The following is a 24295-nucleotide window of genomic DNA, read 5'->3' as shown; positions in this document are numbered from 1 at the left end:
AAGATAGAGGGGAAAGGAAGTGACCGCATGCATAAAGAGCATGGGAAAGAGCGGGAGACCGCCATCCTGGTGGCCTGTTTTTTGGAGCACCGGGATGACGAACGGGCGCGTCTCTCGCTGGCAGAGCTGCATGAGCTGGCTCGCACCGCCGGAGTGGAGGTGCTCGATACCATCACCCAGCATCGCGACCGGATTGATGCCGCATGGTATCTGGGGAGCGGCAAAATCCTGGAAATTGCCCAGCGCGCGCAGGAGCTGGAGGTTGATCTCATCATATTTAACGACGAGTTGTCCCCCAGCCAGGTACGCAATCTGGATACGGTTTTTGACTGCAAGGTGATTGACCGGACCCAGCTGATTCTGGACATCTTTGCCGGACGGGCGCAGTCGCGGGAGGGGAAAATCCAGGTCGAACTGGCGCAGTACAGCTATCTGCTGCCCCGGCTGGCCGGACAGGGCAAGCAGCTCTCCCGGCTGGGCGGCGGCATCGGTACGCGCGGTCCGGGCGAGACGAAGCTGGAGAGCGACCGGCGCCATATCCGCCGCCGGATCAGCGAATTGAAAGCGCAGCTGCAGGAGATCGTGCGGACGCGGCAGCTGCACCGGGAACGACGGAAAAAGAACAGCGTCTACCAGGTGGCGCTGGTGGGTTATACCAATGCGGGCAAGTCCACCTTGCTCAACCGGCTGACCAAAGCCAATACCTTGGAGGAAGACAAACTGTTTGCCACCCTGGATCCGACGACCCGCCAGCTTTCCCTGCCAAGCGGCATGGACGTGCTGCTGACGGACACGGTTGGCTTTATCCAGGATCTGCCGACGGCGCTGGTCGCGGCTTTCCGCTCTACGCTGGAGGGGGTCAGGGAAGCGGATCTGATCCTGCACGTGGTGGACAGCCACCATCCCGATCTGGAGATCCACATGGAGGTAGTGGAGCGGGAACTGCGCAACCTGCAGGCAGAGGAGATCCCGCGCGTCACCGTCTTCAACAAGGCGGATTTGATTCATCCGGGCACCTACCTGCCGAAAACCGAGGAGTCCATCCTGATCTCCGCCCTCCGCGACGAGGATCTGCAGCTGCTTGTGAAACGGATCGAGGAGCATGCCTATGCCGCTTTCCGTGCCATGATGCTGAAAGTCCCCGTGGACCGCGGCGATATCCTCTCCCTATTGTACCGGGAAGGGGTAGAGATGGAGCAGGAATATGCAGAACAGGAAGCCGCCTATCTGGTGAAAGTGCGGCTGAATCGCGATCATCCGGTATACGGGCGCATCCTGCCGTTTTTGGCGGAAGCCCCGCAAACATCAGAAGAGAGTTGGTAAGAAGCATATGTTTGAACTGTTTGCACATGGAGCGCGGCTGAAGCCGCTTGTCGAGGAAGTGGAGGCACAGATCGGCGGCCGGCTCAAGGAAATCGACAACCTGGTGGATTTCAACCAGTTAAAGGTACTGCGCTCCTTCCAAAAGCATGAAGTCAATGAATTTCATTTCGCCCCGTCGACGGGATACGGGTACGACGACAAAGGGCGGGAGACACTGGAAGCAATCTATGCCGACGTATTCGGCGGGGAAGCCGCTCTGGTGCGGCCGCAAATCATCTCGGGCACCCATGCGATCGCCATCTGTTTGTTCGGCATCTTGCGGCCCGGCGACGAGCTGTTGTATATCACCGGCAAGCCTTACGATACGCTGGAAGAAGTGGTCGGTGTTCGCGGCGAGGGGCAGGGGTCGCTCAAGGATTACGGCATCGGCTATCGGGTTGTCCCGCTGACCGCATCGGGGGAGATTGATTTTCCGGCCGTGGCGCGGGCGATCACGCCGGCGACCAAAGTGATCGGGATCCAGCGTTCGCGCGGCTATGCGGACCGCCCTTCGTTTGGCATCGACAAGATCAGGGAGATGGTCGCCTTTGTGAAGGAGATCAATCCCGAACTGATTGTCTTCGTCGACAACTGCTACGGCGAATTTACCGAACAGCTGGAGCCGCTGCAGGTAGGGGCCGATATCATGGCGGGAAGCCTCATCAAGAATCCGGGCGGCGGTCTGGTCAAAACCGGCGGCTATGTCGTCGGCAAGGAAAAGCTGGTACGCCTGGCTTCGTACCGCATGGCGGCCCCCGGCATCGGCGCGGAGGGAGGAGCGTCCCTCTATTCGCTCCTGGAAATGTATCAGGGCTTCTTCCTGGCGCCTCACGTCGTGGGCCAGGCGCTGAAAGGGGCGGTCTTTTCCTCCGCCCTGCTCGAAAGACTGGGCTTTCGGACCAACCCACTGTGGCATGAGCCGCGAACCGACCTGATCCAATCGATTGAATTCGGCTCGGCGGAACGGCTGATTGCCTTTTGTCAGGGCATCCAGAAGGCGGCGCCGGTCGATTCCCATGTGACGCCGTATCCCAGCGAGATGCCCGGGTACGCCGATCCGGTGATCATGGCGGCCGGCACCTTTATCCAAGGGGCCAGCATCGAGTTTTCCGCCGATGGTCCCGTTCGCCCGCCCTACCTCGGATTTGTGCAGGGCGGATTAACTTACTCCCATGTCAAGGTGGGCATCCTGACGGCGCTGGATCATCTGCTGGCCAAAGGATTGCTGGATATTCGCTGACAAGCGTCCAAAGGGTGATAAGTCATGCAGGCTTATCACCCTTTTTATGTAATATTATCTTACATCTCTTGACAGGATTGCGTGAAGGCGCATACAATAGTACCAGAATATTATTCCTTGCAAGGGAGGGACAATAATGAGTGACGATATCCGCCGCAACATGGCCCTCTTCCCGATCGGAATCGTGATGAAACTGACAGAGCTTACGGCAAGGCAGATCCGTTATTATGAACAGCATGATTTGATACATCCCGCGCGCACGGAAGGCAAGCAGCGTCTGTATTCGTTTAACGACGTCGACCGTCTGCTGGAGATCAAGGCCCTGATCGAAAAAGGACTGAATATCGCCGGCATCAAGCAGGTGTTGAATCTTCAGGAGCCGGTGGTGGAAAAGACGGAGATTACCCCCAAATCGGAGCAGAAGCGCAAGGAACTGTCCGAAAAAGAGCTTCACGAAATGCTGAAGCAGCAGATTTTCAATCCGTCCGCATCCCGCCTGGGAGACACCGCGTTAATTCGTGGAGAGCTATCCCGCTTTTTCCACTGATTAAATACCAAACCCCATAGGAGGAGAGACCATGAGCAAGTACACGAAGGAAGACATTTTGCGTTTGGCCAAAGAAGAAAATGTCAAGTACATCCGTTTGCAGTTCACTGACCTGATGGGGGTCATCAAAAACGTGGAGATTCCGCTGTCGCAGCTGCCCAAGGCGCTGGACAACAAAATGATGTTCGACGGCTCTTCCATTGAGGGGTTTGTGCGCATCGAAGAGTCGGACATGTATCTCTATCCGGATCTTGATACATGGGTGGTCTTTCCTTGGGGAACAGAAGAGGGAAAAGTGGCCCGCCTGATCTGTGATGTTTACATGCCGGATGGTACGCCGTTTGAAGGCGATCCGCGCCAAATCCTGAAGCGCGTGCTGCAGGAAGCCAAAGAGATGGGCTTCACCGCTTTCAACGTCGGGCCGGAGCCGGAATTCTTCCTGTTCAAAATGGATGAAAAGGGCGAGCCTACGCTTGACCTGAATGACCAAGGCGGTTATTTCGACTTCGCGCCGCTTGACCTGGGCGAAAACTGCCGCCGCGACATCGTCCTGACGCTGGAAAAGATGGGCTTTGAGATCGAGGCTTCCCACCATGAAGTGGCGCCGGGTCAGCACGAAATTGACTTCAAGTATGCCAACGCGCTGGAAGCGGCCGACCAGATTCTGACGTTCAAGCTGGTCGTCAAGACGATCGCCCGTCAGCACGGCCTGCACGCAACCTTTATGCCCAAACCGCTCTTCGGCGTGAACGGTTCCGGCATGCACTGTCACCAATCCCTGTTCACCGGCGACAAAAACGCGTTCTATGACGAATCTGACGAACTGGGCCTGAGCCAGACCGCGAAGCATTATCTGGCAGGCATCCTGCATCATGCGCGCAGCTTTGCCGCAATTACCAACCCGTTGGTCAACTCTTACAAACGGCTGGTGCCGGGCTACGAGGCACCCTGCTATGTGGCCTGGTCCGCGAAAAACCGTTCGCCGCTGGTGCGCATCCCGGCATCCCGCGGTCTGAGCACCCGGATCGAAGTGCGCAACCCTGACCCGGCCGCCAATCCGTACCTGGCGCTGGCGGTCATGCTGAAAGCGGGCCTGAACGGAATCAAGAACAAGATGGAGCTGCCGCCGGCGGTCGACCGCAACATCTACGTCATGAATGAGATAGAGCGGGAGGCAAACGGCATCGAAAGCCTGCCGGCTACGCTGAAAGAAGCGATCGAATGTCTGAAAGCCGATCCGGTTATCTGTGAAGCGCTGGGTGAGCATGCGCTCATGCATTTCATCGAAGCCAAGGAGATCGAGTGGGATATGTTCCGCACCCGCGTTCACGATTGGGAGCGCGAGCAGTACATGAACACCTATTAATCAGCATCCGCCTTGGAAAACGTGGCTGTCGCCAAGCTTCAGGCGAAGGCGGCTGCAAAGAAAAGCAGATGTCTGCGGCGAGTTTCGCCCGGCATCTGCTTTTTTCCGCTTTTTTGTCAGGCAGCGTAACCGAAATGCGTCCCCGGAGCGCTTAAAACCAACGCCGGCCAGGGGGTTAGCACTCGGACGGTTCATACAAAAACCATGAGATGTAGGAGCAGCGTTGGCAAATGAGGATGGTAGCCTCCTTATTTGCCCAATCAAAACCGAAGAAGGTTGCCCCTCTCGTGTTTAGCTGCCGATAGTCTTTGTCAAATGTATCATGTTGACAGCACGGGCACGTCAATGTTTTTCCTCCAGCTTGATACTTCACACGCGATCCCTCCTCGTGATTCCTCCCTTTCTATACGACCCGCAGGGGAAAAAGTTTCCAAGTGTGGAGGAACTCCAGCGCGATGAAATCGAACTCGCGCGGACCGGTCACATACGCTTCTGTATCCACCAGACCGGTTATCTTCTGTCCATCCCATAAGAACTGGGTGGCATCCAGATCGGGAAGGACAAATGTACCAGACTCAGGCGCGGGCAATGATTTGATCGCGCTGAGAACGCGCGGGAGATGTTCGTGAACATCCTGGTTCTCCTTGTAAAATCTCTCTGCCATCTCCCGGATGGTGGATGCGAGTTGTTCCGGAAAAGCGGCCTGTGAAACGCTGCGGAGGGATTGCCGATATATTCCGTCCGGTAACGGTGAATCTCCGCCAAACCTTTGCCCAGGCTGTGTAGCAGGGAAGCGGGTTGCTGGCGAAACGAGCCAACCGTCCGGCCCGGCAGTTTTTCCACGATGACGTACTCCCTGTCCAGAATCACGCGGTCGAGTACTTGTGGAACGGGTAGAGAGGTCAAGTTTCGCAGGGCGCGGTTTACCGTTTCCACCTCGTCCTGGAGAAAGCTCGTGAACCGACAGGACCGGTTTCTTGCAGATGGATGAAAAATCCATACATATCGCTCCTTTCATCAAGGGATGCCGACACAACAACGTGCCAATGGACAGAGGGGGGAATGGGCAGCATAAGAACGGTTGGTGAAACCTTCTGCCCTGTCATCCGTATTTCCTCGTGTAATTTGAAATGGGAGGATACCGATTTGGAAATTGTGCTGTGGATCATCATCGGTCTGTTGTTTGCCCTAAGTCTTGCAGGGATTTTCATTCCTGTGCTGCCGGATACCATCCTGCTCTGGGCGGGATTTCTCCTGTATCATTTCGTGCTGGCTGAGCCGGGAGCGGGACTGCCGGCATCCTTTTGGTGGGGGATGGCAGTCTTGAGTGTGCTGTTGTACGGGGCTGACCTGATGACCAATCTCTATTTCGTCAAAAAATACGGAGGATCAAAACTGTCGTCGCTCGGGGCGATCGCAGGGATCATTCTCGGCTTGTTTCTGTTTCCGCCGTTCGGCATGCTGATCCTGCCGTTCCTGTTTGTCATCGGCATCGAGATGCTGGTGCAAAAGCAATCGCCGGAAAAAGCGTTCAAGGTGGGGATCGGCTCCCTGGTGGCTTTCCTCAGCAGCGCTGTCGTCAAGCTGATTCTGCAGGTGATCATGATCATCTGGTTCTTTTTGGCTTGACCCCAATTACTCCCCTCCTAAACCCTCCAAAATATACGAACAGAAAAACAACGCCGCGGTACTTGCATCGCGGCGTTGTTTTTGTCAAGCCTCTGTCATTCCTAGTGGAACAGGCGATAAACTCCAATCACTTTCCCCAGGATGGTGACCTTGTCGAGAATGATCGGCTCCATCGTCGAGTTTTCCGGCTGCAGGCGGAAATGGTTTTTTTCCTTGAAAAAGCGTTTTACCGTCGCTTCGTCTTCATCGGTCATGGCAACGACGATCTCGCCGTTGTTCGCCACGCTTTGCTGGCGGACGATCACATAGTCGCCGTCCAGGATGCCGGCTTCGATCATGCTGTCCCCGGAGACGCGCAGCATGTACACGTTGTCTGAAGAGACCACGTTTTCCGGCAGTGGGAAGTATTCTTCTACGTGTTCGACAGCGGTGATCGGCTGCCCGGCGGTCACTTTCCCGATGACAGGCACCCGGACAATGGACGTTTCCATATCATCCTGATGGCGATCTTCGTCAGTTAACAATTCAATCGCACGGGGTTTGGTCGGATCGCGGCGAATCAGCCCCTTCTTTTCGAGACGGGCGAGATGGCCGTGGACCGTTGAACTGGAAGCCAGACCAACCGCTTCGCCGATTTCTCGTACGGACGGCGGGTAGCCCTTGTCCCTTACTTCTTTGCGTATGAAATCAATAATCGATTGTTGGCGGCTGGAAAGTTTCGACATGACGACACCTCTATCTTCGCTCCTGTTTTCTATATTATACCATGGGAGCTTGCGTTCGACAAACATAAGTTCGTTTTTTTCTTGACATGAACAAGTGTTCGCATTTATGATAGAAATCAAGAAGGGGAACACTTGTTTGGAGGGGTCGTACCTATGAGAAGAATCGCACGGGAACCGTACCGATACAGGGGCGTTTGCACGCAAGCACCATCCGGAAAGGGAAGGATCACGCGGGGACAAGCCTTGTTGATCCTATTGGCGTTCTGCTTCTGTACATATCTGTTGAGCGGGTTTGTTTTTGCGGCGGATGCAGGAAAAGAAGGGGTGTCGTACCAGCTGGTCACGGTCCAAAAAGGGGACAGCCTGTGGACGTTGGCCGAGCGCTACCACGACCAGTCCTGCACCGATATCAGAGATTTTGTGGACAAGTTGATCGAGATCAACCAGTTGCACGATGTCACCATCTATCCCGGACAAAATCTGAAAATCCCCGTTTCCTCATAAATGGCTTCCTGTTCTCCCGCCGCTCTGTGGTATAATAGACGGACATCGGAGTGGAGGGGGTACATCCTTTGGTTACAGACGCAGAAATTAAGCGCATCAATGAGCTGGCCAAAAAAGCAAAGGAAAGTGGGCTTACTGCCGAAGAGAAGGAAGAGCAGCAAATGCTGCGGCAAAAATACATTGAAGCGGTCCGAGCCTCGCTCAAGGCGAACCTTGACGCCATCCGCTATGTGGAAGACCTTGATGAACAGCGTCCAAAGCATTAATATCTACCTTATCACCGAGTCGTAGAGAAAGGCATCCATTCACGTTTTGACTGGATGTCTTTTTCTGCTACAACGAAGGAGGAGTGCTGGATGATATGGCTGGCGGTTGCAGTTGGAGGGGCGGCGGGGTCGCTTCTGCGCTATGCGCTTGGCCTGGCCGCCAATGCGGCGGGATGGCCGTGGGGAACGTGGCTGGCCAACGTTCTCGGTTCCTTTTGTATCGGCCTGTTTTTTGTCTGGGGAAAAGAGAAGTGGCCGCCGCAGCTCTATCTGCTGCTCACAACGGGGCTGTTGGGGGGATTCACCACGTTTTCCACCTTTTCATTGGAGACGGTTACCTTCTTCCTGCAGGGGCAGGTTGCACGCGGGGCGGTCTATGCGCTGACCAGCGTGGGTGTCGGCCTGGCTGCCGCCTTTGTCGGCATGTGGGTGGGCCGTCTTCAGGCTTGGTAAGCCATCTGTTCGACAGCCGGAAACTAAGGGGGCATGCTCATGACCGTTCGGCACAAGGATTATGGAGAGGAGCAGAAGAGACTGGAAGAGACCCTCTCCGTGATCGACAGGGAGATCGCCTTACTGCGGGAAGAGATCAAGGAACCGACCGACGACTATGTGAAGCAGGTGGTCAATTACAAAAAGGCGAAGGAGCTCCGCTACCTGGAACATCAGGGGCGGGAGAAGCCATATTTTGGCCGCGTCGACTTCCTGAAGCATGAAACGGGAGAGACGGACAGCGTATACATAGGGAAGCGCGGCATCGTCCGCAGCGATACCTTCGACTCGATTGTGGTGGACTGGCGCGCCCCCATCGCCAGCCTGTACTACAGCGGTGAGAGCCGGGATGCGTATTACCGTACCAAACACGGCATCGTGCGCGGGGAAGTGAAGCTGAAGCGCAATTTCGCCATCGACCAGGGAAAGATCACGGGAATCTACGACGGCGCCCTGAAGGAGACGATCAACCGGGAGTTGGGTTCGCCTGACGAATTTTTGGAAGAAGGCTATATCGACGAGTTCCTGGCGGCCAGTCTCAACCAGACGAACGACAGCCGGCTGAAGGACATTGTGGCTACGATTCAAGCGGAGCAGAACGAGATCATTCGGGCGGACAAGGACAAAATCGTCATCGTCCAGGGGGTGGCCGGGAGCGGGAAGACGACGATCGCGCTGCATCGTCTGTCCTACTTGATCTACAACTATCAGGACACCCTCGCTTCGAAGCGGTTCATGGTGTTTGCCCCCAACCGGCTGTTCCTCCATTACATCTCCGAGGTGCTGCCGGAGCTGGGGGTGGATGATGTCCAGCAAGCGACCTTCCTGGATTGGGCGGCCAAGCTGGTCAAGCCGATCCTGCCCAAGGGATGGCGCATCCTCGATCCCTCCAAGGCGCTCATGCTGTTTTTTGAGGAAGCGCCCGGGGAGGAACGGGAGAAAGCCTGGAAGCGGATGCGGTTCAAAGGCTCCCTCGCGTGCAAGGAGACGCTGGACGCCTATCTGCAATATCTGATCCGCGAACGGATTCCGTTCCGGGATTTGCGGTTTATCTACAACAAGACGAAACAGGTGTTCACCCTTCCCGCCCAAGAGATACGCGACCTGTTCGCCGGGGCGCTTTCCCATCTGCCGTATCGGGCCAGGGTGGAAGCGCTGCGGAAACAGCTGAAACAGGAAATGAACAAACGGGTATTTGCCCATCTGCGCGAACAGCGCATCGATCTCGACAAGCAGGGGTTGGCCCGGTTTGAGCGGATGATCGAGCAGATTCTTGACCGCTACCTGGAAGCATGGCCGTCTGTGGATGTATTTGCCGCCTACCGGGAGATCCTTACGACCCCTGAGCTGCTGCGCAGGCTGGCGCCTCCTGCGGTGGATGATGAGACGCTGCGGGTGGTCGGAGAGACATCGGCAGCCCTCTTCGCCGGAGAGCGGGTGGAAGCGGAAGATATTGCGCCGCTGCTTTATCTGAAACATCTGCTGGAAGGGTTGGGCGGAACGGAGCCCTTTGATCACGCGGTGGTCGACGAGGCGCAGGATTTGAGCCCGCTGGAAATCGCCATTGTGGCGCTGATGTCCAAACGTCAATCCGTCACCATCGTGGGGGATATCGCCCAGGGGATTCACGCCTACCGCGGACTCTCCTCCTGGGATGAGCTGCTGCAGGGCGTTTTCGCCGGGGAGGCGGCCGCTTTTTACACGCTGGAACAAAGCTATCGTTCCACCATTGAAATCATGAAGTTGGCCAACACGGTACTGCATCAGATCGAACTGCCGCAGGAGGTCAAAGCGAAACCGGTCCTGCGGCATGGCGCGGAGCCGGAGATCGTGCATTATGCAGCCCGCGACGCCTTGTGGGCGGACATTGTACGGCGGGTGGAAGCATTCAGGAAAGAGGGTTTGCAGACGGTTGCCATCGTCAGCAAGACGATGGAGGAAGGGAAAAAGGCATATAAGGCGCTGAAGCCCTCCATACCGGATATCGCGCTGGTGAACAGCAAAGATACGGAGTTTCCCGGAGGCGTCACCATCATGCCGGCCTATGTGACCAAAGGGCTGCAGTTCGACGCCGTCATTCTGCTGGATGCGGATGACGAGCACTACGGTCTGACGGAATGGGACGCCAAGCTGCTCTATGTCGCCATGACCCGTCCGGTACACCGGCTGCTGATCACCTGTGTCAACAGTCGATTGACACCGCTTCTGCAGCAGGAAAAAACGCGGGTCTCCCCATAGGGGTTGGCCCGCGTTCCGGCATGGGCGAAAGATCAATGATCGCCTGTATTGCCTTTTGACGGATTGGTGATCACATAGCCTTCTTCCGGCAGGTACAGATAATCGATCACCACGCCGTCGAGCAGATCCTCATCCTTTTTCAGAATGACATCGATCTCCTTGTCGGTGGTAACGACCACGTCATCTTCGGTCGGTTTGTCCAACGCCAGGCCGTAGTGCGCGTGGTTCCCGTGCTTGTGGGTGATGTAGACGCGCAGCTTGAGCTCCTTGTCTTCTTCCTGGGCCAGTACTTCCTGCAGCTGTTTTGCCGCATTGCGGGTAATCTTGCATTTCATCGGTTTTTTTCTCCTATTCTTTTAAAGTGGTTTCTCCCATCTTAACAGAGAGAGGTTTCTCGTGGCAATTGGCGGAATTGTTGTTCTTATGAAACAATCATGAAAAACGAGGGGACGTGGAAAAGTGCAGCGGCCAATCATCGATTTGCGCAGCGATACGGTTACCAAGCCGACGGAAGCCATGCTGAAGGCGATGGTGGAAGCGGAAGTGGGCGATGACGTATACGGGGAGGATCCCACCGTCAACCGGCTGGAGAGCATGGCCGCCGAGATCCTGGGAAAGGAAGCGGCGCTGTTCGTCACAAGCGGCACACAGGGAAACCAGGTGGCGGTATTAACCCACTGCCGCAGCGGGGACGAAGTGATTCTGGAGGCGGATTCCCATATTTTTTATTATGAGAGCGGGGCGGTAGCGGCATTGGCAGGCGTGCAGACCAGAACCCTCCCCGGCAGCCGGGGCGCCCTGGATCCGGAGCAGGTGAAGCGGGCCATTCGCGGCAAAAACATCCATTATCCGCGCACCGCACTGGTCTGCATGGAAAATACCCATAACCGGGCGGGGGGCGCCGTCATCACGCCGGAGCAGATGCGCGGCGTGTATCAGGCGGCCAAGGAGAGAGGCGTTGCCGTTCATCTGGATGGGGCGCGCCTGTTTCATGCCGCCGTGGCGCTGGGACGGAAAGCGGAAGAGTTTGCCCGTTATACCGATTCGGTCCAGATCTGTCTGTCCAAAGGCTTGTGCGCACCCATGGGCTCCATTCTGGCAGGCTCCCGCGCGTTTATTGAAGAGGCGAGATGGTGGCGAAAGAAGCTGGGCGGCGGCATGCGGCAGGCTGGTTACATGGCGGCTCCCGGCATTGTGGCCCTCACCGAGATGGTGGATCGTTTGGCGGAAGATCACCGAAGGGCAAAGGAACTGGCGGCCGGCCTCTCGAAGCTGCCGCTGACCGTCTACCCGGTCGAGACCAATATCGTATTGGTCGACACCAGGGCGACAGGGTATACGGCGGTTGAATTTTTGGACAAACTGGCGGCTTACGGCGTACGGGCGACGGATTTTGATGAATATCTGGTGCGCTTCACGACGCATTACCATATTGGGGACAGCGATATAGCGGAAACGCTCAATATCGTGGAGAGAGTGATCGGATAGCCTGCGTCCGAACATGTGGATCGCATCATGAAGAGGGTTCGGAGCCTCGCCCGGCGCAGCGATGGCTTGCGCCGGGCGGGGGTTTCTTACATCGGATCCGTCCACTCCGACCAATCCATGAAATCCTGGTACATCTCCTCATCACGGGGAGGATAATAGATCTCATACAAGTCATACAGGAGCTGATCCGATTCTTCGGGAATGCGCAAGGGATCCATCGTTGTTCCTCCATTGGCGGAAAATGCGGTTTTGCCGGAAGGGGGGCAGCGTGCTCCCACCAGATAGCTTGCCCAAGCGCAGGGGAAAATAAGAACCGACCTGCCACAAAAATGACCGTTGCTTTTCCATGAATAACATTGTATACTCATGTTTGTCTCTAAACATGACAAGTTCGCTACGTGGATGGGTGTCCGAGTGGCCGAAGGAGCACGATTGGAAATCGTGTAGGCGGTGTTGAGCCGTCTCGTGGGTTCAAATCCCACCCCATCCGCCATCCATACGCGCCGGTGTAGCTCAATTGGTAGAGCACCTGACTTGTAATCAGGGGGTTGTGGGTTCGATTCCTATCGCCGGCACCATCACATCTTCCCCAAGAACGTCTGGCATTGTCCAGGCGTTTTTTTGTTTACGTTCAAAAAAATGAAGCACCCGTGACTGGGTGCTTCTCGTTATTTTAACTCTGCCGCAGCGGAGGGCAGGGTTTCGTTCGTCCTGGCGCTCCTTCTGGTCATGAACGGGTAGAAGAGCAGTCCGACCGCAAACAGCCCCAGTCCGAACAGCAAGGTTTTCATATCGGAGGTGCCGCTCTTGATCACCCAGACCGCATAGACGACGGCCAGCAGGGCCACCAGACCGTCTCCCGCTCTCACGCCGGGCCGTTCGCCACGGTAGGTTTCTCCCGTCACCACCAGCTTCAGCTGATACACGGCCGACACCAGATAGGGCATCAGGGATGCCAGCGTGGCGATGGTGATCACGAATTGGAACGCCTCCGCAATGGTGTTCGACACGGTCGAAAAAATAAAGAGCTGCGAGATCAGGTTGGTCGCGGTGAGTGCAGCGATCGGGCTGCCGTGCCGATTCACCTTCCCGAGAAAAGCAGGGAACATGCCCGACTGTGCACCTTGGAACGGCGCTTCCGTTCCAAGCAGGATCCAGCCGATCGCCGTTCCCAGCAGGGAGGTAATCGCCAGCAGCGCCATCAAGGTTGCCCCGGTATTGCCGATCACAAAGGTCAGGGCGTCCACCAGCGGTTTATCGGAAGCTTTCAGCACTTCCTGAGGGAGAACCCCCATCGTCAGCATCGTGATCGCCAAATAGATGATGACGGCGATGACAAGGCCCGCGATGGTCGCTTTTTTGACGTCGCGCTGCGACCGGGCGCGGCCGGACAGAACCACGGCCGATTCGATGCCGACAAACGCCCACAGGGTGGACAGGGCGGCCGTGGTCACCTGGCTCCACAGGTTGTGCGTGATGCCATCGCTGTCGGTGACGGGTGTGTACCAGGCTCCCAGGTTTTTGGCATCGAACACGGAGAGCGCAGCCCCGATAAAGAGCGCAAAGCCCAGGACTTTGGTAAACGTCGCGATGAAATTAAGTTTGCCCGCACCCGACAGGCCGCGGATCAGGATGGCGTGAATGCCCCACAGCAGCGCCGAACAAACCAGAAAGGTGATGAATTTGCCTGTTTCCATCGGGATGCCAAAGAAGTGAAACAGGATCGACTTCTCTTTCATGACCGGGAAAAAGGCGGAAAGATATCCGGCAAAGGTGGTGATGACGGCAACGTTCCCGGAGGCGTTGGCGATCCAGTATCCCCAGACCATGCTGAACCCCGCCATGTTGCCGGTTTGAGGGGAACGGAACAGCGCGCGGGCATAGCTTTGCGGACCGGCCGTCAATTCGGGTCGGCGAACGGAGAGATTGCCAAAGACCAGGGCGATCATCAGGACGCCAAACCCGGTCAACATCCAGGCCAGCGTGACTCCCAGCGGGCTGGCTGTTTGGGCCAGCGTGCTCGGCAGCATAAAGATACCGGAGCCGACCATGTTGCCGACGACGAAGGCCGTCAGCAGCCAAAAACCCCATTTGTTGTTGTGACTCATGATGTTTTCCTCCTGTAAAAAAATAAAAAAACGCAATGAACGGCTGTTCACGGCGTTTCCGCATGGGAACCCCGCATCGACTTCCCTTCAAGATAGCGCTCCACAGGATGACCTGTGACAGTTCTGCACCTGTTCGATGCAGCCCCAGCCGGCCTGCGTAGTGGCGCAGGCCAGCTTCGGCGGTTTTCCCTTTCACACGTCGATCGTCAGCCCCACTCGGCCTCCCGACGGCTACTGATGAAACCCGCGACCTCTACCTCACCGAGATGCGATGAGGATTTGACAGATAAAGTTGTCGGCAAGAACGTTGCCCAGTATATCACCAGGGTGAACATGAGTCAACTGGAAATGAAATTTGGATAAACAAGAAGGACGGCATCCCGGGATTAAATTCCATACCGCGAAGCAATACTAGAACAGACAAAGGTATGGAAAAGAGGGATGCCGATGATTTCCGCCAAACAGCGCGCGCTGGTGCAGAAACAGATGAAGCGCGATGACAGCAAGATAGTGAATATCGTGTTGAAAAATGAGCAGCAGGTTGCCGGTGAAATTGAACGGGCGACCAGCAAGGGCATTTATCTGGTAGACGGCCGCCTTTATGCCTACGAGGATATCCGCGAAATCAACGGCCTTTCCTGAAGAAATGCCGCAGCCCGTCCGGCAGCACTTTTTGCCAGAATCCCCACAGATGATCTCCCGGCTGTTCCGTGTAGGCAAGCTGGGCGTTTTTTTGCTCCAGGGCGGCTTTCGTCCGTCTGTTGTAATCGACAAAGTCGAAGCGGCCGAGATGGGTTTCCACGCTGGTTTCATCCAGGCCGACGACCATCCAAAGGCGGAGCCAGGAGAGGTCGGGGGCTTGCTTGATCTGATCAAGCGTGGGTTGGAAAAAGGCGCCGGAAAGGGACAAGACGTTCGCAAAGAGCTGCGGCGAGTCAAGGGCCAGATGCAGCGAAACGGTCCCCCCGAGCGAATCGCCTGCCAACACGCGGTGCTGGGCATGCGGGCGTACCGGGTACCGCTGTTCGATGAAAGGAAGCAGTTCCTCGCAGAAAAAGCGTTTGTACAGCGTGTGGCGAGACCCGACAGGAGAATATTCGCTGGTTCGTTTGCTTCTTTCCACGGAGACGCCCACGATGAGAATCGGTTCCATGCCTTCCTCCAGGATCAGCTGGTTGGCAATCGTGGCGATGCGCCCCATGGTGAAGAAATCATTGCCGTCCTGGCAGTAGACGACCGGATACGACAGCAGTTCGTTATAGCCGGGGGGCAGATACACTTTTACCGGACGAGGAGCGTCCAAAAACGCGCTGGGAATCTCTTCCTTGATAATGGTTCGTTTTACGTACTCATTCACGGTTATTCACTCCCGCTGGCAGTTTTGCGAAAGAAATTGCTTGAAAAAAACTAATACAGATTTTATGATTAATAATAACAGATCGGAAACAGAGCCTGTTATATCAAGATTATAACAATACAAACAGACTTGCAACTGAATTATAACAGGTGGATGAAACCGAGGGAAACACATGTGCAGACATGTGGCCGCAGCCGGCTGATAATACCATATCAAAACAAGAGGTGAACATAATGACGGTTTCTACTGCTGTAGAACACACAGGGAACAACACGCCCCTGCAAATTTTGGCTCCGGACGGCACGGTGGTGCGTCCTGACCTGATGCCCAAGCTTTCTGATGACGAACTGCGCGAATTGATGCGCAGGATGGTTTTCACCCGCGTGTGGGACCAGCGCGCCATTTCGCTGAACCGCCAGGGACGTCTGGGATTCTATGCACCGGTGGCTGGTCAGGAAGCGGCCATGATCGGGTCGGAAGCGGCGATTGCCAAGGAAGACTTCATTCTGCCAAGCTACCGTGACATTCCGCAAATGGTGTGGCACGGCTACCCGATGTATCAGGCTTTCCTGTACTCCCGCGGCCATCTTCATGGCGGTCAAATCCCAGAGAATGTAAACGTTTTAATGCCGCAAATCATCATCGCATCCCAGTGCGCCCAAGCGGCTGGCGTCGCCATGGGCTTCAAGCTGCGCGGCGAGAAGCGGGTGGCCATCACCTATTTCGGTGACGGTGCGACTTCGCAGGGCGACTTCTATGAAGGGATGAACTTCGCAGGCGTGTACAAACTGCCGGTGATCTTCTTCTCCCAAAACAACGGCTACGCCATTTCCGTGCCGTTCGAAAAGCAGACCGCTGCCGAAAACATTGCCGTGAAAGCGGTGGCGGCCGGTATCGCCAGCGCGCGGGTGGACGGCATGGATGTCCTGGCTGTCTACAAGACCGTTCAGGAGGCCAAGGAACGCGGCATCCGCGGCGAAGGGGCAACCCTGATCGAGGCGCTGACCTACCGTTACGGCCCGCATACCATGGCGGGGGATGACCCGACCCGTTACCGTACCGGCGAAGAGCAGAACGAATGGGAACAGCGCGATCCGCTCATCCGCTTCCGCAAGTTCCTCGAGGGCAAAGGGCTCTGGAGCGAGAAGGACGAAGAGGCGGCCATCGAAGAAGCGAAGCAGGCGGTTGCCGACGCGATCAAGAAGGCGGATGAGTATCCGAAGATGAAGGTAACGGACCTCATCGATGTGATGTTCGAGACCCTGCCTGATTATCTGGAAGAGCAGAAGGCAGAATATCTGGCAAAGGAGTCGAAGTAACCCATGCCTCAAATGACAATGGCTCAAGCGATAAATGATGCGCTGCGCGTGGAATTGGCGCGCGATGAGAAAGTCCTGGTATTCGGGGAAGACGTAGGTGTAAACGGCGGGGTGTTCCGCGTAACGGACGGCCTGCAAAAAGAGTTCGGAGAGCACCGCGTGTTTGATACCCCGCTGGCCGAATCGGGGATCGGCGGTCTGGCGGTCGGCCTCAGCGTCAACGGCTTCCGCCCCGTGGCGGAGATCCAGTTCTTCGGTTTTGTGTTTGAAGTATTCGACATGATCGCGTCGCAGGCGGCGCGTATGCGCTACCGTTCCGGCGGCAGATACCACAGCCCGATCACGTTCCGCTCCCCGTTCGGCGGAGGCGTAAAAACGCCGGAGCTGCATGCGGATTCCCTGGAGGGCCTGTTCCTGCAAACCCCCGGCGTGAAAGTGGTCATTCCTTCCAATCCTTACGATGCGAAGGGACTGCTGATTTCCGCCATCCGGGACAATGACCCCGTCATCTTCCTGGAACACATGAAGCTGTACCGTTCTTTCCGCGCGGAAGTGCCGGAGGGAGAGTACACCATTCCGCTTGGCAAGGCCAATGTCGTGCGCGAGGGCAGCGATGTGACCATCATTACGTACGGCGCCATGGTGCACACCAGCCTGAAAGCGGCAGAAGAGTTGGAAAAAGCGCGCGGGGCCAAAGCGGAAGTGATCGACCTGCGCACCATCACCCCGCTCGACATGGAGACGATTCTGGCTTCCGTGAAGAAAACCAACCGGGCGATCGTGGTGCAGGAAGCGCAGCGTTCGGCAGGGGTAGCGGCGGAAATCATCGCGCAAATCAACGAAAAGGCGATTCTGCACCTGGAGGCGCCGGTTCTGCGCGTAACCGCTCCGGATACCGTTTATCCGTTTGCCCAGGCGGAAGATATCTGGCTGCCTGATGTGAAGCGTGTCCTGGATGCTCTGAACCAAGTGCTCGATTTCTGATGGGCTGCGACCGGCTGGAGCGTTCGCTTGCGCCGGGCGGGTCATGAATAAACGGGCGGAAGTGGAATCTTCCGCCTTCTTTAGGAGGGAATAGCGTGAGTCTTTTCGTATTCAAGCTCCCGGAACTGGGGGAAGGCATACACGAAGGCGAGATCGTCAAATGGCATGTGAAGCCGGGCGATCACGTGGAAGAAGACCAGGTCATTATGGAAGTGCAAAATGACAAAGCCGTGGTGGAAGTTCCGTCTCCCGTGAAAGGGAAGGTACTGGAACTGAAGGTGGCGGAGGGAACCGTCTGCGTGGTCGGCGATCCGCTGATCGCTTTTGAAGCGGAGGGCGAAGTGCCCAATCTGCCGGACCATGGTCATGCGGAAGCGCCCGCTGCCGCTGCACCGGCGGCTGAACCGGCAAAAGCCGGGGTCGAACCCGGCTGCGATATCGGGGCACAGGTAAGCGCCAATGCCAACCAGCCGCTTGAGACGCCGCTGGCATTCCAGCAGGGAGCCGCTGCGGCTGCGCCTGTCGACCGCAAGCAGGTATTGGCTACCCCGTCTGTCCGCAAATACGCCCGCGAAAAAGGCGTGCAGCTCGCCCTCGTGCCGGGCACAGGCAAACTGGGCCGCATCACGCGGGAAGACGTGGATCGTTTCCTGGCGGGAGGCGCCGCGCCGCAAGCTGCCGCACCTGCAGCAGCTTCCGCGCAATCCGCTCCGGCCGCTGCAAATGTTGCGGAGGCTGCCACTGCACCGACCGTTTCATATGCGCCTCAGGCCGGCGAACTGGAAGAGCGTGTGCCGCTTAAAGGCATCCGCAAGGCGATCAGCAAGGCGATGGTCAAGTCGATGTACACCGCGCCGCATGTCACCATCTTTGACGAAGTGGATGTGACGGCCCTGGTCGAGCTGCGCAAACAGGGCAAGGTGCTGGCGGAAGAGAGGGGCATCAAGCTGACCTACCTCCCGTTCATTGTGAAGGCGGTGGTGGCCGGTCTGAAGAAATTCCCGGAACTGAATGCCTCCATCGACGATGAGAAGCAGGAGATCATTTACAAGAAATATTACAACATCGGCATTGCAACCTCTACGGATGAGGGCTTGCTCGTGCCGGTTGTCAAGGCGGCGGACCGCAAATCGATTTTTGAAATCGCGGCTGAAATCAATGAACTGGCAGCGAAAGCGCGTGACCGGAAAGCGACTGCCGATGAGCTGAAAGGATCCACCTTCAGCATCACCAACATCGGCTCGGCAGGCGGCATGTTCTTTACCCCGGTGATCAACCATCCGGAAGTGGCCATTCTGGGTGTCGGACGCATCAGTGAGAAGCCTGTGGTGAAAAACGGCGAAATCGTTGTGGCGCCTGTTCTCTCCCTGTCGCTCAGCTTTGACCACCGTCTGATCGATGGCGAACCTGCGCAGCGTTTTGTGAACTACTTGAAACAGCTGTTGGAAAACCCTACGCTGTTGGTGATGGAGGGATAATATGGTAGTAGGTGAATTTACCACCGAATTGGACGTTCTGGTCATCGGTTCCGGGCCGGGCGGCTATGTGGCGGCCATCCGCGCCGCACAATTGGGCAAAACGGTGGCGGTTGTGGAAAAGGCCCAGATCGGTGGCGTCTGCCTGAACGTCGGCTGCATCCCGTCCAAAGCGCTGATTCACGCTGCCCATACCTACGAGCATGCGCAGCATACGGCGGAGATGGGCATTACCATGGAGAATGTCCGGGTTGACTTTGCCAAGGTGCAGGAGTGGAAGAACAGCGTCGTGGGCAAGCTGACCGGCGGGGTATCCCAACTGTTTAAAGGGCACAAGATCCAGGTGATCCCGGGGGAAGCGCTGTTCGTCAACGAGAATGAAGTGCGCGTCTTCCACGGTTACGATGTCAACCGCTATCGGTTCAATCACTGCATCATCGCAACCGGTTCCCGGCCGATCGAACTGCCGGCCTTCCCGTTTGGCAAGCGCGTCCTGTCTTCCACGGAAGCCCTGGCGCTTACCGAACTGCCGAAGAGCCTGGTCGTCATCGGCGGCGGCTATATCGGCATCGAGCTTGGCACCGTCTTCGCCAAGTTTGGCACCAAGGTGACCATCCTGGAAGGGGGCGAGCAGATTCTGCCGGGGTTTGAGCCGGAGATGACCCGTTTGGTGGAGCGCAAGCTGAAAAAGCTGGAGGTCGAGATTCATACCAAGGCGCTTGCGCAGGGCATGGAAGAGACGGAGAACGGCGTGGTGGTCAAGGCGGAAGTGAAAGGCGAAGCGAAAAGCTTCGAAGCGGAGTACGTGCTTGTCACCGTTGGCCGCCGTCCCAATACCGATGAACTGGGCGTGCGCGACATCGGCATGAAGCTGACCGACCGCGGATACATCGTGGTTGACAAGCAGTGCCGCACCAGCATCCCCAACGTCTATGCCATCGGCGACATTGTGGAAGGTCCGGCCCTGGCCCACAAGGCTTCGTACGAAGGCAAGGTGGCTGCCGAAGTGATCGCCGGCCATGCCGCCGAGGTGGATTACAAAGCCATTCCGGCTGTGGTTTTCTCCGATCCGGAAATGGCCAGCGTCGGCTTGAGCGAGCGGGAAGCCAAAGAGAAAGGCATTGACTACGTGACCGGCCGCTTCCCATTCGCCGCAAACGGCCGCGCCCTCTCTGTCAATGCGGGCGAAGGTTTTGTGAAAATCGTGGCCGAAAAGGAATCCGGGCTTGTCCTGGGCGCGCAGATCGTGGGGCCGGAAGCATCCAACATCGTGGCGGAACTGGGGCTCGCGATCGAAATGGGGGCAACCTTGGAAGATATTGAACTGACCATCCATGCCCACCCGACCCTTGGCGAAGTCACCATGGAAGCGGCGGAACTGGCATTGGGCCGCCCGATACACGTTTTGAAATAACCTGGTCGCAAAGAGAAGGGGACGAGGCGATCCCTTTCTCTTTTGCGCGCATAAGGAGGACGAGGTATGTCCGTTACTGCCATGATCCACGACACGGCTGCGCTGTTTATCATCACCTGTCTGTCCATGCCGTATTTTGCCTTCCGGTTGGGCAAACTGACCGGAGCGGATGCGGCCAAGCTGGCTGGAAAGATAACCGTCTATCTGCGGATCGCCAACTTTGTCCTGATCATCTCCCTGCTTACCGGTCTTATGCGGGTGGGATGGACGTTCAGCGGCTGGGTCCTGATGGTGCTCGCGATCTTTTTGGCCATCGCGGCGCTGCTGGGGATTTCCATGAAAGCCGCCAAGAACATCGGCACAGAAGCGGCAGCGGAGCGGGATATCGCCGGGAGCGTTGCCAAATTCCAGCGCGTCAGCATGCTGCTCGCTGCCGCCATCATCGTGATGGTGCTCGTAAAAATTGTCTAAATTGCGACAAAGCCGACGCTGATCACCATCAGCATCGGCTTTTTCCATCCGTTCCCTATTTTCATGCGGTGGCAACTCTTGTAAAATGATGGCAGGACTAATCATGCGGAGGGTATTGCAGCATGGAAAATGCAGAAGCGATGATCGAACAGTTGCGCCAGCATTTGCAAGCAGAAGCGGAAAAGACAGGCTATAACTTTCTGGATCCCCGCATTGTCCGAATCAGCCAGGAGTTGGATCGGCTCATCGTGGCCAGCATGCTTCCCTTGATCAAACAGCCATGAATCCCGTGATGATGTCGGAGCCTCACCCGTCAGGGCAACAGCCACTGCCCGGGTGGGGCCTTTTGTCGTGTTTCTGCGGAATTCGGTATAGCAGGTGTCCGACACCGTCCTGGATGTGCCAGGCTGCATCATCCGGATAGAACCAGCTGGGATACAGGACAAGCAGGCGCATGTCCACGGAAGCGGGGGACGAGTCTGCATGGCTGTCTGAGCCAATCGGACTCCCCTCACCAAGGGGAAGGGGAATCGCCCGGAGAAACGAGAGCATTTTCTCGGGAGCCATGCGGGCCTCTTCGATGCGCAGCCCTTCTTTCTCCAACGCAGGGGCCACTTCCTGCCACGCTGCCGCAAATGCGCTTTCCCAGTAGGCGGACAAAAACAGGCTGAAACGTCCTTTGACAAATTCCGCATCGCGCTGCAGATCGACTTCCAGCGCGCTGGGGAGATGAACTTGGGCCAGCTGTTTCCCGCGCAGGGCAAGGGAAAAGGCCTCCCGGAAGCGACGGACAGACAGGTTGGTGATGTAGGTGAACATCTCCTCAGGCCCGGTGATTCCGACTGTGTGATTGGGATGAAAAATCCACGGGATGTTCTGGGAAAACGCAGGCGCAAAATAGCAAAACTCCGGCATCAGGGACAATTGTGACAGCACGGACTGCATATGGCCCATCCATTCGTCGGCTGGTTGCGCAGCCGGCGTGCGACAGAGAAGATGAAGGCTGGCTGCCAGTTCAAACAAACAAGAGACGCGGTACCGGACCTGATCCGGCGCGAGTCGTACAGCGGGAAAAGAAGTGGATTCCATGGGATCTACCTCCTGCGCATGCTGATTTCATCATACGCAGTATCGTGGGACAATTCAATCGGGAAAGAAAGAGAAGGCCAGGCTTGCCCTAGCCTTCTCTTGTCTTGATCTGCCGGGAGTGGTTTGCCTGCTTCACTTTTTTGGAACCGGACAGGGGCTGCCCATCCTGATCGGCCGGTTCATAGCGGTTGTTGAATGCTTTGTGCGGATTGTCGTTCAGCAGATTGTCTTTGCGCATGACCTCATCTCCTTCCGGCTTAGTATGGGTTAACCGGCTGCCTCCCATTCAGCGAAGGGAGCGGTAAGAAGGGATGGCTAACGGGGGGATTAACTGGTATGCTATAAGCTATGGGAAGGAGAGTGGAGAGATTGAAGCAACATACACGATTGGCGGCCTCCTTGGCCGTATGCGCGTTCCTGATCACCAATGGCTGTTCTTCCACCCAGCCGCCGGCGAATCAACCTGCCGCCGAGCAGTCCCAACCGGGCAAACCGGCTGAACCGACGCCTGCCCCAACCGGACAAGCCGCATCGTCTGCCGGACAGTCTGTATCGGCTGGACAAGCTGCTCCGTCGGCGGGACAACCCGCAAGCAAGGGGGAACAGCAGCCGATCAAGCCGGCACCTTCCGCGCAACAACCGTCGACGGGCGGGGGAGAGGTAAAACCGGCGCAAAAACCGACACCAGCCAATAAAAACGACTATCGCAATGAACTGGTGCTGTACCCGTCCATCGTCATCGGCCAGACCACCATGGATGACATGATCAAGGCATATGGACAGCCAGTGAAGGTGGAGACGGTTCCCTCCCGTTTCCGCGAAGACATTGCCAAGGGGGTAGACTCTCCGGCCGTGGAAGAAGTTCTTGCCACGTTCAAGGTGAACCCCCTGACCGGCAAAAAATTTAATACCCCGTTCCCTTTTTACTTTACAAAGGACAAAAAGATTTTGGTCGCGGCGCCCATCTTCTTCTTGCGCGACGGGCTGTTTGACAAAATGAAAAACAACACCATCACCTATCAGGATGTGAAGAACAGTTACGGGGAACCGGTGCGCGAATCGGAGAAATCCATTGAGTTCTATGATTTTGACCACAAAATCTCCTTGCTGGTGTACAAAAATGAGCGGGGAGAGCTGGCTTCCCTGTTGACCAAGTATGATCTGCTCTACGGATCAAACACGAATGGAATGAAACATCACGAGGCGATGGTGAAGCTGCTGAAGGCCATCAAGGGGGTAAAAAAGTAAAAGGAGCTTCAGGTACCATAATATATGTTATGTAACCTAACGGGCAGAGGAGAGGAAGCATGCCGCACTTGATTGCTCCGGTCTTTAATTCGGTGACGGCGGAACCGGTTGCCATCGAGTTGGACAAGCCGTTCGTGCTGGTCTCCGGCAACCATCGCCTCTACGAGGTGACGGCGCGTTACCTGCGCAATGAGATGAACGAGAACCGCTTTTTCTTCGATAAGAAGGTGAGCCCGAACAGTTTGTTCCTGTTTGCCGAATACCCTCGGATGAAGGTGACGGAAGACCGCCCATGGATTGAGGAGATTGAACACAAATTAAATCTGGCCGCCGAAGACGGGATCTGTTCCATTCCGTATGTGGTCACCAGCGAGCAGCCCGCCTACGGGATCACCTACCTGAAGCGGTCTCTGGAAGGCAGCCCGCTGGTGTTCCAAGGCAGAACGCGAGCGACCTTTGAACGATTGTTCCGCCATAAGGGGCAGTTTCCGCAATTGGCGTATAGCCGGTACATGCTCTCCCTGGAGAAGGAAAGCTGGGAAGACCGCTTGCTTGATCTGTGGATTGCGTTGGAGTCGCTTTTCGTGCCTGACGGCAAAAAGGGGGAGATCATGTACAAGCTCCGGTACCGCATCGCGTACTATTTCGCCGATTCGTTCGCACAGCGGCAAAGGCTGGCCGATTTTATCAAGCATTCCTACAATCACCGCTCGGAAATCGTCCACAGCGGGAAAATGATGGGGAGTGAGCTGAAGAAAGAGGTGCGGACGCTGCGCAAGCTGGCCCGGGCCGCGCTCATCAACCTCTATCTGGAAGGGGTGAATCAGCAGCTGCTGCGGACCCGCCTGGATGAATTGATCCTGTCGGGACAATGTTACCGGGAGCGTTTTCAGCCGGAGCATTTCGAGACGGTTGCGATCTAAAAAGGCAGTACGTCACTGGCGTACTGCTTCAGTATGCAGTCAAAGTGGGA

General features: G+C 56.5%; 27 protein-coding genes, 2 tRNA genes and 1 riboswitch. Of the genes, 21 read left to right on the top strand and 8 right to left on the bottom strand.

The features are described from left to right. Positions 1-27: 27 nt before the first annotated feature. From hflX to glnA, 4 genes are all read left to right on the top strand, one after another. Complete coding sequence (gene hflX / locus G3578_RS14460) at positions 28-1323, top strand: GTPase HflX (protein WP_165213664.1); 1296 nt, start codon at positions 28-30, stop codon at positions 1321-1323. Positions 1324-1330: 7 nt separating this feature from the next. Further along, positions 1331-2602 carry a methionine gamma-lyase family protein gene (locus G3578_RS14455; protein WP_165213663.1) on the top strand — a complete coding sequence of 424 codons (1272 nt, stop codon included), beginning with the start codon at positions 1331-1333 and terminating at the stop codon, positions 2600-2602. A 136-nt stretch (positions 2603-2738) separates the two neighbouring features. Then, entirely contained in the window at positions 2739-3149 is a 411-nt protein-coding gene (locus G3578_RS14450; RefSeq protein ID WP_165213662.1) for a MerR family transcriptional regulator, read from the top strand. A gap of 31 nt (positions 3150-3180) precedes the next feature. Next, complete coding sequence (glnA, locus tag G3578_RS14445) at positions 3181-4515, top strand: type I glutamate--ammonia ligase (protein ID WP_165213661.1); 1335 nt, start codon at positions 3181-3183, stop codon at positions 4513-4515. A 510-nt stretch (positions 4516-5025) separates the two neighbouring features. On the opposite strand, the gene G3578_RS14440 is transcribed toward glnA, so the two are convergent. Then, positions 5026-5451 carry a phosphotransferase family protein gene (locus tag G3578_RS14440; protein WP_481752745.1) on the bottom strand — a complete coding sequence of 142 codons (426 nt, stop codon included), beginning with the start codon at positions 5449-5451 and terminating at the stop codon, positions 5026-5028. A gap of 210 nt (positions 5452-5661) precedes the next feature. On the opposite strand from G3578_RS14440, the gene G3578_RS14435 reads away from it, so the two are divergent. Next, a complete protein-coding gene (locus tag G3578_RS14435; RefSeq protein WP_165213659.1) occupies positions 5662-6144 on the top strand; it encodes a DUF456 domain-containing protein in 483 nt (160 codons plus the stop codon). A gap of 101 nt (positions 6145-6245) precedes the next feature. On the opposite strand, the gene lexA is transcribed toward G3578_RS14435, so the two are convergent. Beyond that, positions 6246-6869, bottom strand: a complete 624-nt coding sequence (gene lexA, locus G3578_RS14430) for a transcriptional repressor LexA (protein WP_165213658.1) — start codon at positions 6867-6869, stop codon at positions 6246-6248. A 153-nt stretch (positions 6870-7022) separates the two neighbouring features. Between lexA and yneA the strand changes: the two genes are divergently transcribed. From yneA to G3578_RS14410, 4 genes are all read left to right on the top strand, one after another. Beyond that, positions 7023-7373: a cell division suppressor protein YneA gene (gene yneA / locus G3578_RS14425; protein ID WP_165213657.1), complete on the top strand. Its 351-nt coding sequence runs from the start codon at positions 7023-7025 to the stop codon at positions 7371-7373. 68 nt (positions 7374-7441) lie between these two features. Next, positions 7442-7639 carry a DUF896 domain-containing protein gene (locus tag G3578_RS14420; RefSeq protein ID WP_165213656.1) on the top strand — a complete coding sequence of 66 codons (198 nt, stop codon included), beginning with the start codon at positions 7442-7444 and terminating at the stop codon, positions 7637-7639. A 90-nt stretch (positions 7640-7729) separates the two neighbouring features. After that, entirely contained in the window at positions 7730-8092 is a 363-nt protein-coding gene (gene crcB / locus G3578_RS14415; RefSeq protein WP_165213655.1) for a fluoride efflux transporter CrcB, read from the top strand. A 39-nt stretch (positions 8093-8131) separates the two neighbouring features. Further along, on the top strand, positions 8132-10369 hold the full coding sequence (locus tag G3578_RS14410; RefSeq protein ID WP_165213654.1) for a HelD family protein: 2238 nt from the start codon (positions 8132-8134) through the stop codon (positions 10367-10369). Positions 10370-10401: 32 nt separating this feature from the next. Here the strand turns inward: G3578_RS14410 and G3578_RS14405 are convergent, their stop codons facing one another. Continuing rightward, positions 10402-10704 (bottom strand): HesB/IscA family protein, encoded by a 303-nt coding sequence (locus G3578_RS14405; RefSeq protein WP_165213653.1) that lies wholly within the window; start codon positions 10702-10704, stop codon positions 10402-10404. Positions 10705-10828: 124 nt separating this feature from the next. Between G3578_RS14405 and G3578_RS14400 the strand changes: the two genes are divergently transcribed. Then, the gene (locus G3578_RS14400) at positions 10829-11857 is read left to right on the top strand and encodes a threonine aldolase family protein (protein ID WP_346774015.1); all 1029 of its coding nucleotides are present in this window, start codon (positions 10829-10831) and stop codon (positions 11855-11857) included. Between the two features lie 86 nt (positions 11858-11943). Here G3578_RS14400 and G3578_RS21185 read toward each other — a convergent pair whose 3' ends face one another. Next, positions 11944-12075: a hypothetical protein gene (locus G3578_RS21185; RefSeq protein WP_277603151.1), complete on the bottom strand. Its 132-nt coding sequence runs from the start codon at positions 12073-12075 to the stop codon at positions 11944-11946. Positions 12076-12257: 182 nt separating this feature from the next. Here G3578_RS21185 and G3578_RS14395 point away from each other — a divergent pair. Together G3578_RS14395 and G3578_RS14390 are read left to right on the top strand one after the other, a co-directional pair. Next, a tRNA-Ser gene (locus G3578_RS14395) sits at positions 12258-12350 on the top strand. Positions 12351-12359: 9 nt separating this feature from the next. Beyond that, positions 12360-12435, top strand: a tRNA-Thr gene (locus G3578_RS14390). 90 nt (positions 12436-12525) lie between these two features. Here the strand turns inward: G3578_RS14390 and G3578_RS14385 are convergent. Further along, complete coding sequence (locus tag G3578_RS14385) at positions 12526-13965, bottom strand: amino acid permease (RefSeq protein WP_165213652.1); 1440 nt, start codon at positions 13963-13965, stop codon at positions 12526-12528. 85 nt (positions 13966-14050) lie between these two features. Then, a riboswitch (Lysine riboswitch) is annotated at positions 14051-14229 on the bottom strand. Between the two features lie 183 nt (positions 14230-14412). Between G3578_RS14385 and G3578_RS14380 the strand changes: the two genes are divergently transcribed. After that, on the top strand, positions 14413-14607 hold the full coding sequence (locus G3578_RS14380) for a hypothetical protein (protein ID WP_206529691.1): 195 nt from the start codon (positions 14413-14415) through the stop codon (positions 14605-14607). Here the strand turns inward: G3578_RS14380 and G3578_RS14375 are convergent. After that, positions 14591-15322, bottom strand: a complete 732-nt coding sequence (locus G3578_RS14375) for an alpha/beta hydrolase-fold protein (RefSeq protein WP_165213650.1) — start codon at positions 15320-15322, stop codon at positions 14591-14593. The genes G3578_RS14380 and G3578_RS14375 overlap by 17 nt on opposite strands. A 233-nt stretch (positions 15323-15555) precedes the next feature. Between G3578_RS14375 and pdhA the strand changes: the two genes are divergently transcribed. The 6 genes from pdhA (at position 15556) to G3578_RS14345 (ending at position 21269) form a co-directional block, all read left to right on the top strand. Beyond that, positions 15556-16641: a pyruvate dehydrogenase (acetyl-transferring) E1 component subunit alpha gene (pdhA, locus tag G3578_RS14370; RefSeq protein WP_165213649.1), complete on the top strand. Its 1086-nt coding sequence runs from the start codon at positions 15556-15558 to the stop codon at positions 16639-16641. Between the two features lie 3 nt (positions 16642-16644). Continuing rightward, positions 16645-17625, top strand: a complete 981-nt coding sequence (locus G3578_RS14365; protein ID WP_165213648.1) for an alpha-ketoacid dehydrogenase subunit beta — start codon at positions 16645-16647, stop codon at positions 17623-17625. A 95-nt stretch (positions 17626-17720) separates the two neighbouring features. Continuing rightward, positions 17721-19103, top strand: a complete 1383-nt coding sequence (locus tag G3578_RS14360) for a 2-oxo acid dehydrogenase subunit E2 (protein ID WP_165213647.1) — start codon at positions 17721-17723, stop codon at positions 19101-19103. Position 19104: 1 nt separating this feature from the next. Continuing rightward, positions 19105-20514: a dihydrolipoyl dehydrogenase gene (lpdA, locus tag G3578_RS14355; RefSeq protein WP_165213646.1), complete on the top strand. Its 1410-nt coding sequence runs from the start codon at positions 19105-19107 to the stop codon at positions 20512-20514. A 66-nt stretch (positions 20515-20580) separates the two neighbouring features. After that, entirely contained in the window at positions 20581-20985 is a 405-nt protein-coding gene (locus G3578_RS14350) for a hypothetical protein (protein ID WP_165213645.1), read from the top strand. A 122-nt stretch (positions 20986-21107) separates the two neighbouring features. Continuing rightward, positions 21108-21269 (top strand): aspartyl-phosphate phosphatase Spo0E family protein, encoded by a 162-nt coding sequence (locus G3578_RS14345; RefSeq protein ID WP_165213644.1) that lies wholly within the window; start codon positions 21108-21110, stop codon positions 21267-21269. Between the two features lie 22 nt (positions 21270-21291). On the opposite strand, the gene G3578_RS14340 is transcribed toward G3578_RS14345, so the two are convergent. Both G3578_RS14340 and G3578_RS14335 read right to left on the bottom strand, forming a co-directional pair. Next, positions 21292-22074 carry a hypothetical protein gene (locus tag G3578_RS14340; protein ID WP_165213643.1) on the bottom strand — a complete coding sequence of 261 codons (783 nt, stop codon included), beginning with the start codon at positions 22072-22074 and terminating at the stop codon, positions 21292-21294. An 88-nt stretch (positions 22075-22162) separates the two neighbouring features. Then, entirely contained in the window at positions 22163-22312 is a 150-nt protein-coding gene (locus G3578_RS14335; protein WP_165213642.1) for a small acid-soluble spore protein P, read from the bottom strand. 131 nt (positions 22313-22443) lie between these two features. Here G3578_RS14335 and G3578_RS14330 point away from each other — a divergent pair, with 131 nt between their 5' ends. Beyond that, entirely contained in the window at positions 22444-23322 is an 879-nt protein-coding gene (locus G3578_RS14330) for a hypothetical protein (RefSeq protein WP_165213641.1), read from the top strand. A 59-nt stretch (positions 23323-23381) separates the two neighbouring features. Further along, complete coding sequence (locus G3578_RS14325; protein ID WP_165213640.1) at positions 23382-24245, top strand: HEPN domain-containing protein; 864 nt, start codon at positions 23382-23384, stop codon at positions 24243-24245. The last annotated feature ends 50 nt before the right edge of the window (positions 24246-24295 follow it).

This window comes from Brevibacillus sp. SYP-B805 (assembly GCF_011059135.1).
In the GTDB taxonomy this organism is placed as follows: domain Bacteria; phylum Bacillota; class Bacilli; order Brevibacillales; family Brevibacillaceae; genus Brevibacillus_F.
Note: the sequence above shows the minus strand (reverse complement) of the source record. Positions and strands in the feature narration are given on the sequence as shown.

Coding starts and splice junctions, on each gene's coding strand:
- G3578_RS14410 (WP_165213654.1), top strand. CDS start 8,132: ATGACCGTTCGGCACAAGGATTATGGAGAGGAGCAGAAGAGACTGGAA.
- crcB (WP_165213655.1), top strand. CDS start 7,730: ATGATATGGCTGGCGGTTGCAGTTGGAGGGGCGGCGGGGTCGCTTCTG.
- G3578_RS14380 (WP_206529691.1), top strand. CDS start 14,413: ATGATTTCCGCCAAACAGCGCGCGCTGGTGCAGAAACAGATGAAGCGC.
- G3578_RS21185 (WP_277603151.1), bottom strand. CDS start 12,075: ATGGATCCCTTGCGCATTCCCGAAGAATCGGATCAGCTCCTGTATGAC.
- hflX (WP_165213664.1), top strand. CDS start 28: ATGCATAAAGAGCATGGGAAAGAGCGGGAGACCGCCATCCTGGTGGCC.
- G3578_RS14340 (WP_165213643.1), bottom strand. CDS start 22,074: ATGGAATCCACTTCTTTTCCCGCTGTACGACTCGCGCCGGATCAGGTC.
- lexA (WP_165213658.1), bottom strand. CDS start 6,869: ATGTCGAAACTTTCCAGCCGCCAACAATCGATTATTGATTTCATACGC.
- G3578_RS14405 (WP_165213653.1), bottom strand. CDS start 10,704: ATGAAATGCAAGATTACCCGCAATGCGGCAAAACAGCTGCAGGAAGTA.
- G3578_RS14365 (WP_165213648.1), top strand. CDS start 16,645: ATGCCTCAAATGACAATGGCTCAAGCGATAAATGATGCGCTGCGCGTG.
- G3578_RS14345 (WP_165213644.1), top strand. CDS start 21,108: ATGGAAAATGCAGAAGCGATGATCGAACAGTTGCGCCAGCATTTGCAA.
- G3578_RS14455 (WP_165213663.1), top strand. CDS start 1,331: ATGTTTGAACTGTTTGCACATGGAGCGCGGCTGAAGCCGCTTGTCGAG.
- pdhA (WP_165213649.1), top strand. CDS start 15,556: ATGACGGTTTCTACTGCTGTAGAACACACAGGGAACAACACGCCCCTG.
- G3578_RS14350 (WP_165213645.1), top strand. CDS start 20,581: ATGTCCGTTACTGCCATGATCCACGACACGGCTGCGCTGTTTATCATC.
- G3578_RS14450 (WP_165213662.1), top strand. CDS start 2,739: ATGAGTGACGATATCCGCCGCAACATGGCCCTCTTCCCGATCGGAATC.
- G3578_RS14385 (WP_165213652.1), bottom strand. CDS start 13,965: ATGAGTCACAACAACAAATGGGGTTTTTGGCTGCTGACGGCCTTCGTC.
- yneA (WP_165213657.1), top strand. CDS start 7,023: ATGAGAAGAATCGCACGGGAACCGTACCGATACAGGGGCGTTTGCACG.
- G3578_RS14335 (WP_165213642.1), bottom strand. CDS start 22,312: ATGCGCAAAGACAATCTGCTGAACGACAATCCGCACAAAGCATTCAAC.
- glnA (WP_165213661.1), top strand. CDS start 3,181: ATGAGCAAGTACACGAAGGAAGACATTTTGCGTTTGGCCAAAGAAGAA.
- lpdA (WP_165213646.1), top strand. CDS start 19,105: ATGGTAGTAGGTGAATTTACCACCGAATTGGACGTTCTGGTCATCGGT.
- G3578_RS14325 (WP_165213640.1), top strand. CDS start 23,382: ATGCCGCACTTGATTGCTCCGGTCTTTAATTCGGTGACGGCGGAACCG.